Below are 13,409 nucleotides of genomic sequence, written 5' to 3' on the forward strand. Positions count from 1 at the left end.
CATGACGTCACCCAACTCCGCTAGGTCGCCGCGCCCCCGCGTAGCCAGCTCTACCGTGGAGCTCGACCCGGAATCGGTTCTGGCCGTCGCCGGACCGGCAGATGAGAACCTGCGGGTGCTGGAGCACGCCTTCGACGCGGACATCCTGACCCGTGGCAACCGCGTGACGATCCGCGGCGAGGCCTCCGAGGTCTCCCAGGCGCGCCGGGTGTTGCAGGAGATGATCAACCTGGTTAGCCGCGGCCATGCGGTGGATCCGGCCGCCACGAAGCGCGCGATCACCCTGGTGGAGGAGCAAGCCCCCGCGCTGGTTTCCAGCAGCGATTCCGCACCCATCGTCTCCTATCGTGGCAAGACGGTCCGCCCGAAGACTCCCGGCCAGCAGGAATACGTGGACGCCATCGACGAGGACGCGATCGTGTTCGGCATCGGCCCGGCCGGTACCGGTAAGACGTATCTGGCGATGGCCAAGGCTGTGCAGGCACTGCAGGCCAAGGACGTTAATCGCATCATCCTGACCCGCCCGGCAGTGGAGGCGGGGGAGAAGCTGGGCTTTCTGCCCGGCACGCTGAGCGACAAGATCGACCCCTACTTGCGCCCGCTACACGATGCGCTGCGGGAAATGGTGGATCCGGAGACGATTCCCCGGCTGATGGATACCGGTGTGATCGAAGTTGCGCCCCTGGCCTACATGCGCGGCCGCACCCTCAACGATTCCTTTGTGGTTCTGGACGAGGCGCAGAACACCACCCCGGCGCAGATGAAGATGTTCCTCACCCGCCTGGGCTTTGGCTCCAAGATGGTGGTCACCGGCGACCTGAGCCAGGTGGACCTACCGAACCGCCAGGAATCCGGCCTGAAGGTTGCCCGCCAGGTTCTGCAGGGCGTGGATGGCGTTTCGATCATCAACTTGGATTCCGACGACGTGGTGCGCCACCGGCTGGTCTCCAAGATCGTGGAGGCCTATGGCACCTACGAGCTGGACAATGAAATTTAACGGAAATCTAGCGGCAAGCACGAACTACCAAAGGCAAGCACCCAATGAGCATCGAAGTTTTTAACGAATCCGGCCGCGGCGAGGTCAACGAGGAAGAGCTGATCGACGTCGCCCGCTACGCCCTGTGGACCCTCGACGTCCACCCGGCCGCCGAGCTATCTATCCACATCGTGGACCTGGAAACCATCGAGGACCTGCACGTCAGGTGGATGGATCTGCCCGGCCCTACCGATGTGATGAGCTTTCCTATGGACGAATTGACGCCAGGTTGGGGCCGCAAGGATGCTGCGGAACCCTCGCCGGCGATGCTGGGCGACATCATGCTGTGCCCAGACTTTGCCGAAGGGCAGGCGACCCGTGCGGGCCACTCCCTGGCTCACGAGCTCGACCTGCTGACCGTCCACGGGGTGCTGCACCTGCTGGGCTTCGACCACGTCACCCCGGAGGACGAGCAGAAGATGTTCGCCCTGCAGAATGAGATCCTGGCGAACTGGTACGACTCCCAGGAGGAGCGCGGCGTGAGCTTCGCCCCGAAGCCAACCGGCGCCGGGGCCTTCCCCAGCGCCGCGGACCGCGACGATACCCAGAACTAGCACCCACCCAAACCCAGGAAGACCTAGAAGCTTCGAAAGATGACGATCGACATCCCCTTATCCATCCCGTTCGCGATCCTTGCGCTCTTCCTCGGAGGTGTGCTGTCGCTGGTGGAAACGGCAGTGTCCTCGCTCTCCGCGGCGCGGGTGGAGAACCTGGTAAAGGAGGATCGCCCGGGCGCGGCCCGGCTGGAGCGGGTGCTCGAGGGGCGGGCTGGCCACATCAACCTGCTGGTGCTGCTCCGCACCATCTGCGAGGTCTCCGGCGCGGTGCTGGCCGCCGCCGCGTGTGTGGAGCTGATGGGCTCGCGCGGCTGGGCTTTCGCCACCGCCATCGTGATCGTCACGCTGCTGACGTTCATCCTGATCGGCGTGCTCTCCCGCACGCTCGGCCGGCAGAACCCGTACACCATTAGCCTGGCGACCGCCCCGATCCTGCTGGGCCTATCCAAGCTACTGGGCCCCATCGCCAAGCTGTTGGTCGGCGCCGGAAACGTGCTCACACCCGGCCGGGGTTTCCGCAACGGCCCCTTCGCCTCCGAAATCGAGCTGCGCGAGATGGTGGACATCGCCTCCGAACGAGGTGTGGTGGAGATGGACGAGCGGCGGATGATCCAATCCGTCTTCGACCTTGCCGACACCTCGGCACGCTCCGTGATGGTGCCGCGTCCCGAGATGGTGTGGATTGAGGCCGACAAGACCGCCGGCCAAGCCACCAGCCTGTGTGTGCGCACCGGTCTTTCCCGCCTGCCTGTGGTGGGCGATGACGTGGACGACATTGTGGGCGTCATTTACCTCAAAGACCTCATCGCGGAGACCTATCACATGACCGACGGCGGCAGCTCCATCCGCGTGCGGGACTGCATGCGGCCTGCCGTGTTCGTGCCGGACTCGAAGAAGCTGGACGACCTGCTGGAGGACATGCAGCGCGACCAAATCCACATCGCCATGCTCATCGACGAATACGGTGCAGTGGCGGGGCTGATCTCGATTGAGGACATCCTGGAGGAAATCGTCGGCGAGATCACCGACGAATACGACACGTCGGAGCAGGCGCCGATAGAGCCGCTGGAGGACGGCAGCTACCGAGTGCAGGCGCGCCTGTCGCTGGGGGAACTCGAGGGGTTATTCGAGGATGTGGAGTTCAGCGAGGAGCAGCACGAGGAAGTGGATACCGTCTATGGGCTGGGGGCCTTCGAGCTGGGCAGGGTGCCGATTCCGGGGGCGGAGATTTCCACCGCCGGTCTGCATGTCCGCTACGAGGGAGGGCGCGACCGCCGTGGGCGCGTGAAGATCCGTACCGCCGTGGTGGCCCGCGAGCAGCAGGTGGAAGGCACTGGTGATGCTGGTCGCGATGGTGGGGCTGCGGAAGGGACGGCCGTGGCGGCGTCCACAAGAAACAGTGGCCAAGATAAACCCCAAGATAAGAGCGTTAGCGATAAAGCACAGCAATAAGGGATACTTGATGACCATGAACGATCCTTACATCCCCGAAGATCCCTTCGACCCGGGCGCGGGAATGCCCGAAGGGGCGGGCGTGGCACCCGAAGAGATGGAAGTGCCGGAGGAATACCGTGCGCCCGAGGGCTTCCGCTCCGGGTTTGTCAGCTTCGTCGGTCGCCCAAACACCGGCAAGTCCACCCTGACGAACGCGCTGGTGGGGGAGAAGATCGCCATCACCGCCGACCAGCCGGAAACCACGCGCCACCCGATCCGTGGCATTGTCCACCGCGAGGACGCCCAGATCATTTTGGTGGACACCCCCGGCCTGCACCGCCCCCGCACGCTGCTTGGCGAGCGGCTGAACGAGGTAGTTAAAGAGACGTACTCGGATGTGGACGTCATCGCCATGTGCGTGCCCGCGGACGAGAAGATCGGCCCGGGGGATCGCTGGATTGTGGACGCCGTGCGTTCCGTCGCGCCGAAAACCCCGCTGATCGGTGTGGTGACGAAGCTAGACAAGGTCTCCAAGGACCAGGTCGGCGCGCAGCTGCTGGCGCTACACGAACTGCTGGATGGGGCGGACGTGGTGCCGGTTTCCTCCACCAAGCAGGTGCAGCTGGACGTGCTGCTGGACGTGCTGCGCGACCAGCTTCCGGAAGGGCCGAAGTTCTACCCGGACGACCACGTGACCGACGACGACCGCGATACCCGCATGGCCGAGCTGATCCGCGAGGCCGCGCTGGAGGGGCTGCACGACGAGCTGCCGCACTCCGTGGCCGTGCAGATCGAGGAGGTTGTGCCGAACCCGCAGCGCGAGGGCGTGCTGGACGTGCACGCGGTGATTTACGTGGAGCGCGAAGGCCAGAAGGCGATTCTGCGGGGCAAAGACGGGCGGCGCCTGTCGCGCATCGTCCACCGCTCGCGGCTGGAAATCGTGAAGATGCTGGATCAAAACATCTACCTAGACGTGCACATTAAGGTGGCGAAGAACTGGCAGTCGGACCCGAAGCAGCTTGGGCGGATGGGGTTCTAGCGGTTTGGTCTTGACCTGGGCCTGAACTGGGCTTGACCGATTTTCTTGGTGCTGAGCCGGTGCGCGGAGGCGAAGTGCGATAGGTTGGTCTAGACCTTGATCTTGTACATTCGTGGCGCATGGTGCGCCCCTAACCAGGCGCACGTTCTGCGCCGCTAGGAAGGGCTACTAGTGACAACCCCGTCTAACCCCTATGGTTCCGATGATTCCGGCAAGCACTCGGCGGACGGCGCTGGCAGCAATGGTGCTGGCGACAACGGCACTGCAAACAACGGTGCAGCCGACAACGGCGGCCTGAACAACGGTTCCGGACAGGACCAGACGCAGGACTACTCCCAGGGCTTCGGCCAGTACGGCCAGGGCCAGTACGGTTCCTATGGCCAGGACCAGTTCGGCCAGGATCAGTTTGGCCAGCAGGATCAGTACTCTCAGCCGAGCTCCTACGGCCAGCCGAGTCAGTACGATACGAACCAGTACGACACGAATCAGTTCGGCCAGAATCAGTTCGGCCAGCAGGAACCCTGGGGTCAGCAGAACCAGCCGCAGGGCGCGGCCGGCTTCCAGGCCTACCCGAACCAGCAGATGGCGAACTCGACGGGTACCGAAAACGACGGTTTCTTCTCTGCTCTGTTCGACTTCAGCTTCACCCGTTACGCCACCCCGTCGGTGGTGAAGGTGCTGTACATCCTGTTGATGATCGTCGTCGGCCTATTCGTGCTGCTGGCTGTCATCGGCTTCTTGGCTGCGATGGCGCAGGACGCTTCCGCAATTGTCCTGGTGCTCATCGGTATCCCGCTGGTGCTCCTCGGTGCTGTTGCGTGGCTGGCGTTTTACCGCGTTGGTCTGGAGGTCGCTGTGTCCATCATCCGCACTGCGCAGTCGGTGCAGTCCATCGACGAGCGACAGGCGCGTACTTCGACCAACGGGAGCTAGCCAATGGGAAACGAATCCTTTCTTTCCGGGCTCTTCGACGTTAACTTTCAGAAGTACACGACTCGGTCGTTTCTGCGAGTGCTGTACATCATCGCCATGATCGTGATCGGTCTGTACATGGTGTTTTCACTGATCAGTACATGGACTAGCCTTAGCATTTTCGAATTCTCTGCTTACAGTCAGGGCTCCAGCCAAGGAGCGAACAACGTGGAATACTCTTTCAGTACTGGCGATTCCGTTCCTGGCAAGCTGATCTCCACCTTGATTACGATCGTTCAGTCGATCGCTAACTTGGCGGTTATCCGCATTTCCCTGGAGGTCTTCGCGGCACTGACCAACACTGCGGCCGCGTGGAGTCGCATCAAGCAGCGGGGTATGTCCGTTTAGCTTTGGCTTAGCTCGAGCACTTTCGGGCAAGCGCTATACTTGCTGCCTATGAGTAGAAGGTCTCGTCCCAGCTTTCGGGACGAGGCCTTTGTGCTTCGCACCTACAAGTTGGGTGAGGCCGACCTGATCCTCGTCCTGCTCACCAAGGACAATGGCCTGATCCGCGCCGTAGCCAAGGGAATCCGCAAGACCCGTTCGCGCTTTGGCGCCCGCCTGGACCGCTTCTCCCGCGTTGACGTGCAGATTTACCCCGGCCGTTCGTTGGCCAACGTCACCGATGCCGCCACCGTCGCCACCTATGCCTCGCCCATCGTCGCGGATGTCGATCGCTTCTACGCGGGGGCGGCGATGTTGGAGATGGCCCAGGTCTTTGCCGCTGAGCCGTCGTCGGCGCACTCGATCTTTTTTCTTCTGGACGCCGCACTCCAGCAATTAACCACCTCAGCCCTCCCTCCGGTCAGCGTGGCCGACGAGTTCGTGCTTCATGGCCTGGAGGTCGCCGGCTGGGAGCCCAGCCTGGTCGACTGTGCGCAGTGCGGCAAGCGCGGCCCCCACCGGGCGTTTCACCCAGGCGCCGGGGGTGCGGTGTGCGTGACGTGCAGGCCCCCGGGCGCGTTCACGCCGCCGTCGGCGGCGGTACATGCCCTGTGGCTGCTGAAGAAGGGGCGTCACGAACAAGCAGCCCAAATACTGCGCGACGAGCAGGGGCAAGACATCGCGGCACAATCGCACCGCCTGCTGCTGGCCCACGTGCGGCAGCAGCTGGAAGTAGGCTGCCCGGCTTACGCAGCGCTATAGGGGCAATGGTGCGCGTGTGGCAAGATAGTACGGGTGAGTAGCACTGAATATCCGCACGTGGACCGTTCCGAGATTCCGCCGGAGCTCCGTCCGAAGCACATCGCGCTGGTAATGGACGGCAACGGGCGCTGGGCTGAGGAACGCGGCATGGTCCGCACTGAGGGGCACCGCCGCGGCGAGGCTGTGCTGATGTCTTTGGTAGAGGAATGCATCGAGCTTGGGGTGGATTACCTCTCCGCCTATGCGTTCTCCACCGAAAACTGGCGCCGTTCGGCTGATGAGGTGCGCTTTTTGATGGGCTTCAACCGCGACGTGCTGCGTCGCCAGCGCGACTACCTGAACAGCCTCGGGGTGCGGATCCGCTGGGTGGGCCGCCGCCCGCGCCTGTGGCGCACAGTGATCTCAGAGCTGGAGGCAGCCGAGGAGCTGACAAAAAACAACACGACCATGACCTTGGGCATGTGCGTGAATTACGGTGGCCGAGCGGAGATCGCGGATGCGGCGCGCTGGATCGCCGAGGACGTGAAGGCTGGGAAGTTGAAGCCCCGGCAGGTGAACGAGAAGACGTTCGCCCGCTACCTGGACGAACCCGACATGCCGGACGTGGATCTGTTTCTGCGGCCGTCGGGCGAGAAACGAACCTCAAACTTCTTGCCCTGGCAGTCCACCTATGCGGAGATGGTGTACCAGGATGTGCTGTTCCCGGATTACACGCCGAATCACCTGCGCGCGGCGGTGCTAGAGTTTGCGAAGCGCGATAGGCGCTTTGGAGGTGTGAAGTGAGCGACGTGACCGGTGCAAACGGGGCGGATGCCGCCGAGCAGCCCGAGGAGCAGGCCGGGCAGATAAGCCAGGCCGAACAGGCCGAGCAGCCACAGCCGACGAAGCGTCAGATCGCACGCTGGCAGCAGTACCTGGCCAACGAGCGCGCTGAGGGAGCCGTGTACCGCGAGCTGGCGCGCAAGAAGACCGGCGAGGAGCGCGCCATCCTGCTGGGGCTTGCGGAGGCAGAAGCGCGCCACGAGGCCTATTGGAAGAACCGCCTCGGCGAATACGTGGGCCTGCCGCGCAAGGCAAGCCTGGATACCCGCATGAAGGCGTGGATGGCACGGCGCTTCGGTTCGGTATTCGTGCTGGCTCTGATGCAATCCTCGGAGCAGCGCAACGAATACATTTCTGATGATGACGCTGACGACCAGCTTGCGGCGGACGAGGCGATTCACGCCGAGGTCGTCCGTGGCTTGGCCGCACGCGGGCGCGCCCGCATGTCTGGGGATTTCCGCGCGGCGATCTTCGGCGCGAACGATGGCCTGGTTTCAAACCTGGCGCTGGTGCTGGGCATGGTCGGCACGGGTGGATCCTCGCACCTGGTGTTGGTCACCGGTATCGCTGGCCTACTGGCCGGCGCGCTGTCGATGGCCGCGGGCGAGTACGTGTCCGTGACCTCGCAGAAGGAGCTGCTGGGCGCGAACGCCCCGGACCCGAACGCCAGCCGTTCGCTGCCGAACCTGGACGTGAACCAGAACGAGCTGGCGCTGGTGTACCGCGCCCGCGGCATGAGCGAACAGGAGGCCGCCGACCGTGCCCGCCGCGTTTTCGATTCGATCATCGAGACGAACCAGCCGGTGGGGGAGCAGGCCTTCGATGCAGAGAAGGTCGGTACCGTTTCCGCGCAGGGCGCCGGGGAGAGCATGGTGGAGCACGCGGCTCCCGAACACGAGGATGGCGGCTCCGGCTTGTCCGCTGCGGTCTCCAGCTTCTTCTGCTTCGCGGTCGGCGCTCTGATCCCGGTGCTGCCGTATATCTTCGGCCTCTCCGGTTCCACCGCGGCGATTGTCTCATGCGTGATGGTGGGGTTGGCCTTGATGTTTACCGGCTCTGTGGTGGGCTTGTTGTCTGGCGTGGAGCCGGGGCGACGCGCCTTGCGTCAATTGCTCATTGGTTTCGGCGCCGCCGGGGCGACGTACCTGCTCGGCTCGTTGTTCAACGTTTAGTTCTAGATCTGAGCCCGCGGCTAGCTGGCTGCTGGCTAGCTAGCGGACTTCTTCTGGCAGTCCCCGCACAGGCCGAAGATCTCGGCGGTGTGGCCGGACTTTTCGTAGCCGAACTTCTTGGCGGTCTCTGCGGCCCAGTCTTCGACGGGGCCGCCGTCGATCTCCACGGTCCGGCGACAGGAGGTGCACACAAGGTGATGGTGGTGATCGTCGGTGGCACAGGCACGGTAGAGGGTCTCGCCGGTATCGTCGTAGAGCGTATCGATCGCGCCGGCTTCCGCCATCTGCTGCAGCGTTCGGTACACGGTGGTCAGGCCGACCTTGTGGTCCTGAGCTACGAGCTTCTGGTGGATGTCCTGGGCACTGCAAAACGTGGTGAGCCCTTCCAGTAGCTCCGCCACAGCGCGTCGTTGGCGGGTGTTGCGCTGGCCGATCTTGGGAATTTTGTTGGTAGCTGGGGTGCTCACGGTGAGCTTGCTCCTTGTGCTCTAAAAGTGCTTTGAATGTGCTTCAAACGTGCGCTGTGTGGCTAACTAATATTGCTTCTGCAGCAGTCAACCTGCGGTAACTACTCACATTAGGGATCTTGCCGCCAATTTTCAATAAGCTTTCGATAAGTCGGTTCAGAACGCTATGCAAGCGGTGTGGAGGCCACCCGACCCAAGCCTCAAGCGCAACGCTGGCGGGCCAGAAAATTTGCCCAAACTAATGTGCTCCGGACGCTTGACTTTCTAGAAACCCCCGGGCTAGATTTAAGGCAGTTCCCTTGGGAGCGTGCGTAATCCCCCCCTTCGCAGCTTCCAGCTAAAGGGAACAGGCCCCATTCTCTTTATGAGGAAAGCGCGGCCGGAACCCGCGGTATTTACCCCCCCCTAACCGCGGGTTCTTTTTTATCTTCACCCATTTTTAATGACGCCCCTTCGGCCGCCCGCAGCGGTGATCGCAGCGACATGCCAGGCGCCCCACCCCGACAGTGGGCTTTCACCTTGAACGGGTTAGAATGTTGGGCACAATAGCTGGAAAGCGAAACCTGCATTTCTTGCACGAACACCTCGACCAAGGAGACACGCCAACCATGGCAAGCACCATTGATTCCGTCGTCAACCTAGCCAAGCGCAGGGGGCTGGTGTATCCCTGCGGCGAGATCTACGGTGGCACCCGCTCTGCCTGGGATTACGGCCCGCTGGGTGTGGAGCTGAAGGAGAACATCAAGCGCCAGTGGTGGCGCCACATGGTTACTTCCCGCCGCGACGTCGTCGGCCTGGATTCCTCCGTGATCCTGCCGAAGCGTGTCTGGGAGGTCTCCGGCCACGTTGAGGTGTTCACGGATCCGCTGGTTGAGTCCCTGCACACTCACAAGCGTTACCGTGCCGACCACCTGCTGGAGGCTTACGAGGAGAAGCACGGCCACCCGCCGGCAAACGGCCTGGCCGACATCAACGATCCGGAGACCGGCCAGCCGGGCGCCTGGACCGAGCCGAAGGCTTTCTCCGGTCTGCTGAAGACCTTCCTGGGTCCGGTGGATGACAAGGAGGGTCTGCACTACCTGCGCCCGGAGACCGCGCAGGGTATCTTCACGAACTTCAAGAACGTGATGACTACCTCCCGCCAGAAGCCGCCGTTCGGTATCGCGCAGGTTGGTAAGTCCTTCCGCAACGAGATCACCCCGGGTAACTTCATCTTCCGCACCCGCGAGTTCGAGCAGATGGAGATGGAGTTCTTCGTCAAGCCGGGCGAGGACGAAGAGTGGCACCAGTACTGGATCGATGATCGCCACCAGTGGTACATCGACCTGGGTATTAACCCCGATAACCTGCGCCTTTACGAGCACCCGAAGGAGAAGCTGTCCCACTACTCCAAGCGCACCGTGGACGTGGAGTACGCCTTCCACTTCAACGGCTCCAAATGGGGCGAGCTCGAGGGCGTGGCCAACCGCACCGACTACGACCTGCGCGTTCACTCCGAGGGCTCGGGCGAGGACCTCAGCTACTACGACCAGGCTGCGGACGAGCGTTGGATCCCGTACACCATCGAGCCCGCCGCCGGTCTTGGTCGTGCGATGATGGCCTTCCTTGTTGACGCCTACACGGAAGAAGAAGTACCGAATGCGAAGGGTGGCACGGACACCCGCACGGTGCTGAAGCTGGACCGCCGTCTGTCTCCGGTCAAGATCGCAGTTCTGCCGCTGTCCAAGAAGGAGACGCTGACGCCGACCGCGGAGAAGATCGCCGACCAGCTGCGCGGCTTCTGGAACGTGGACTACGACACCTCCGGCGCTATCGGCCGCCGCTACCGTCGCCAGGATGAGATCGGCACGCCGTTCTGCGTCACCGTCGACTTCGACACCCTCGAGGACAACGCCGTGACTGTGCGCGAGCGCGACACGATGGAGCAGGAGCGCATCAAGATCGAGGATCTGCAGAGCTACTTCGCTGAGCGACTGGCGGGCTGCTAAGTATGTCGAGTGACATTCGCTGGGGCCTGCCGAGTGACGGGCACACGTTCCCCATCTACGAAGGTCCCAGCAATGACCTTGTGAAGGTGGCGGAGTTCGCCGACGAGCGCGGCGTCACCAACATCCGCTTCGGCGGCGACACGTGGCAGCTGCACGGCCCCGACGGCACCAACGCCAGTAGTGGCGCCTCGGCTGCCGACGATGCCGCTGACGGTGAGTCGCGCGGCGGTGGCGTCACAAAGAATGGCTGCACTGCCTCGGCGACGACCCAGACGGGCACCTGGACGGTGACCGGCAACGGCAAGAGCTTCGGCAAGTCGGACCGTTACGAGGTACAGGCCGACCGGCACCACGTGACGATCATCGCGGAGACCAAGAAGAACTTCGTGCTGGACATCGACGGCGAGAAGGTGGGGCAGTTCACCAGCGAGAACCGCGGCCTGCGGAACCTGCACGTCGAGTTCGAAGGCGCGGGGGAGAAGCTGCCGATCGACGTGCGCGTGTTCATTTCCTGGGCGGCGCGGCTGTGCATGGAGACGCGGATGATCAGCTCTTCGTGGGCGATCACCATCGCGCTGCTGCTGTGCATCCCGATCGTGGTGCTCTACTGGATTGGGTTTATCTAAAACGCCGGATTGGGGTTGGTAGGTAGCTGGGTTTGGATCGGTCGAAACCGTCTGTCGAGGGTTTGACCAAACTAAATAGGTAGCAAGAGTTCAACCCTCGTTAACCTCTTGTTTATTATTAAAGCCCGTTCTTTTTACCTCCATCGGACAAGGTGTTTCTGTCTGACATCTTGATGTTTTGGAGGAATCTTGTCGACGACAACCGAAACGGCCGCGCCATTGTCGGCCACGGGCATCACCCCAGTGCCCGAGAACGAGAATAATACCTGGTGGCACCTGTTCTTCGGTGGCCTTATGGCCATCACCCTGGTGACCTTCAGCCTGTGGGCGCACGACTACGTTGGCGACGACGCCAGCTTGATCGTGCTGCTGACCACCATCATCTTCGCCGTGTTCATGGCGTTCAACATCGGTGGTAATGACGTCGCGAACTCCTTCGGTACTTCCGTGGGTGCGGGCACGCTGAGCATGAAGCAGGCCCTGGTCGTGGCCGCCATCTTCGAGGTCTCCGGTGCTGTGCTGGCCGGTGGTGAGGTTACGGATACGGTACGTTCCGGCATTGTTGACCTGGGCGCTATTGACCACCTCGACCCGATGGACTTCGCCTACATCATGATGGCCTCCCTGCTGGGTGCGGCTGTGTGGCTGCTGTTGGCGACCCGCATGGGTTGGCCGGTGTCCACCACCCACTCCATTGTTGGCGGTATCGTCGGTGCGGCTCTGACCGTTGGCTTCATTACCGGCAGCGGTGGCTGGTCTATGGTCCAGTGGAGCGAAGTTGGCATGATCGCCATCTCCTGGGTTCTGTCCCCGGCTTTGGGCGGAGTAGTTGCCTACCTTCTGTATGGCTCGATTAAGCGCGGCATTCTGGTCTACAACGAGCAGGCGGATCAGCGCCTCGAAGAGATCAAGAAGGAAAAGAAGGAGCTGAACATTCAGCACAAGATCGCCTTCGGCAAGCTCAGCGAGGAAGAGCAGCTGGCTCTGACCGATTCGATGATCCGTGACTCGACCACGATGCGCGAGCACGGCTATACCGAGGAGGACCTGGAGTCCGACTACTACAAGAAGCTGCACCGCATCAATAGGTCCATCGACGAGGTTGAGGCGCACCACGCCCTGGATACCTGGGTGCCGCTGCTGGCTGCTGGTGGTTCCATCATCATCTCCGCGATGATGTTGTTCAAGGGTCTGAAGAACTTGAACCTGGAGCTGTCCAGCCTGGGCAACTTCCTGATCATGGGCATGATTGCAGCTGTCGTCTGGATGGCTGTCTACATCTTCTCCCGCACTCTGAAGAAGCAGGCTCTGAGCCGTTCGACCTTCCTGCTGTTCAGCTGGCTGCAGGTGTTCACGGCATCCGCCTTCGCATTCAGCCACGGCTCCAACGACATCGCTAACGCGCTTGGACCGTTCGTTGCAGTGCTGGATGTGTTGAAGACGAACTCCATCTCTGAGGAATCCGCCGTGGCCCTGCCGGTCATGGTTGCCATGGGTGTTGCCTTGATTGCTGGCCTGTGGTTCATTGGCCGCTTCGTTATCCGCACCGTTGGCTCCGGCCTGACCAAGATGCACCCGGCCTCTGGCTTCGCTGCAGAGCTGTCCGCAGCTGCCGTGGTTATGGGAGCGTCCGTACTGGGTCTGCCGGTTTCCTCCACCCACATTCTGATCGGTGCTGTTCTGGGCGTTGGCCTGGTTAACAAGGATGCAAACTGGGGTCTGATGAAGCCCATCGCCCTGGCTTGGGTTATCACCCTCCCGGCCGCCGCGATCATCTCCAGTGGTACGGTCGCTATCCTGCGCGTGATCTTCTAAAGCAAACTGCTTGCCGCTGGCTTAGCCCGGCTGGCTGACTCGGCTCGGCCTGGCTGAAGTTGCTGGCCCGTCCCGACTGGCTGGCGCGTTACTGCAGGCCCGGATGGCTGACCCGGCATTGCTGACTTAAGGCGCTCGCCCCTCTGGGCGGGCGTTTTTGCTGCCCGGAGAATGTGGGGGCGCCAGAATGTGGGGGCGCCTGCTCGAGTCGATCCGAGGTTTGGATCCTCTGTCCTGGTGGATCTGAAGGGTGGTGCTAGGCGTAAATGTCGTTAAAGTGGGAATCTGTAAAATTGAATCCGGCTTATAATTTTTCAGCAACTCGCTGACCTGCG

Annotated in this window: 13 protein-coding genes; 12 read left to right on the forward strand and 1 reads right to left on the reverse strand. The window is 62.3% G+C overall.

Going from position 1 to position 13,409, the window contains the following annotated elements:
- Position 1 precedes the first annotated feature (1 nt).
- The 9 genes from MHX66_RS05950 to MHX66_RS05990 all read left to right on the forward strand — a co-directional run bounded on the left by MHX66_RS05950 (position 2) and on the right by MHX66_RS05990 (position 8,178).
- Complete coding sequence (locus tag MHX66_RS05950; RefSeq protein WP_239201155.1) at positions 2–997, forward strand: PhoH family protein; 996 nt, start codon at positions 2–4, stop codon at positions 995–997.
- 44 nt (positions 998–1,041) lie between these two features.
- On the forward strand, positions 1,042–1,590 hold the full coding sequence (gene ybeY, locus MHX66_RS05955; protein WP_005296353.1) for an rRNA maturation RNase YbeY: 549 nt from the start codon (positions 1,042–1,044) through the stop codon (positions 1,588–1,590).
- 39 nt (positions 1,591–1,629) lie between these two features.
- Complete coding sequence (locus tag MHX66_RS05960; RefSeq protein WP_239201159.1) at positions 1,630–3,045, forward strand: hemolysin family protein; 1,416 nt, start codon at positions 1,630–1,632, stop codon at positions 3,043–3,045.
- Positions 3,046–3,109: 64 nt separating this feature from the next.
- Positions 3,110–4,066 carry a GTPase Era gene (era, locus tag MHX66_RS05965; RefSeq protein WP_173362254.1) on the forward strand — a complete coding sequence of 319 codons (957 nt, stop codon included), beginning with the start codon at positions 3,110–3,112 and terminating at the stop codon, positions 4,064–4,066.
- Positions 4,067–4,237: 171 nt separating this feature from the next.
- Complete coding sequence (locus MHX66_RS10630; RefSeq protein WP_239201161.1) at positions 4,238–4,999, forward strand: DUF4282 domain-containing protein; 762 nt, start codon at positions 4,238–4,240, stop codon at positions 4,997–4,999.
- Positions 5,000–5,002: 3 nt separating this feature from the next.
- Positions 5,003–5,386, forward strand: a complete 384-nt coding sequence (locus tag MHX66_RS05975) for a DUF4282 domain-containing protein (RefSeq protein WP_239201164.1) — start codon at positions 5,003–5,005, stop codon at positions 5,384–5,386.
- Between the two features lie 48 nt (positions 5,387–5,434).
- A complete protein-coding gene (gene recO / locus MHX66_RS05980) occupies positions 5,435–6,184 on the forward strand; it encodes a DNA repair protein RecO (RefSeq protein ID WP_239201167.1) in 750 nt (249 codons plus the stop codon).
- A 57-nt stretch (positions 6,185–6,241) separates the two neighbouring features.
- Positions 6,242–6,967, forward strand: coding sequence for an isoprenyl transferase (locus MHX66_RS05985; protein ID WP_347934687.1), 726 nt, complete (start codon positions 6,242–6,244; stop codon positions 6,965–6,967).
- Entirely contained in the window at positions 6,964–8,178 is a 1,215-nt protein-coding gene (locus MHX66_RS05990) for a VIT1/CCC1 transporter family protein (RefSeq protein ID WP_370646278.1), read from the forward strand. Before MHX66_RS05985 ends, MHX66_RS05990 begins: the two co-directional genes overlap by 4 nt.
- A 35-nt stretch (positions 8,179–8,213) precedes the next feature.
- On the opposite strand, the gene MHX66_RS05995 is transcribed toward MHX66_RS05990, so the two are convergent.
- Positions 8,214–8,645 carry a Fur family transcriptional regulator gene (locus MHX66_RS05995; protein WP_297666311.1) on the reverse strand — a complete coding sequence of 144 codons (432 nt, stop codon included), beginning with the start codon at positions 8,643–8,645 and terminating at the stop codon, positions 8,214–8,216.
- 608 nt (positions 8,646–9,253) lie between these two features.
- On the opposite strand from MHX66_RS05995, the gene MHX66_RS06000 reads away from it, so the two are divergent.
- From MHX66_RS06000 to MHX66_RS06010, 3 genes are all read left to right on the forward strand, one after another.
- Positions 9,254–10,633 (forward strand): glycine--tRNA ligase, encoded by a 1,380-nt coding sequence (locus MHX66_RS06000; RefSeq protein ID WP_239201169.1) that lies wholly within the window; start codon positions 9,254–9,256, stop codon positions 10,631–10,633.
- Positions 10,634–10,635: 2 nt separating this feature from the next.
- Positions 10,636–11,259 (forward strand): hypothetical protein, encoded by a 624-nt coding sequence (locus MHX66_RS06005; protein WP_239201170.1) that lies wholly within the window; start codon positions 10,636–10,638, stop codon positions 11,257–11,259.
- A gap of 189 nt (positions 11,260–11,448) precedes the next feature.
- Positions 11,449–13,074, forward strand: coding sequence for an inorganic phosphate transporter (locus MHX66_RS06010; RefSeq protein WP_370646279.1), 1,626 nt, complete (start codon positions 11,449–11,451; stop codon positions 13,072–13,074).
- The last annotated feature ends 335 nt before the right edge of the window (positions 13,075–13,409 follow it).

This window comes from Corynebacterium sp. ACRPH, from assembly GCF_022347285.1.
Lineage (GTDB): Bacteria > Actinomycetota > Actinomycetes > Mycobacteriales > Mycobacteriaceae > Corynebacterium.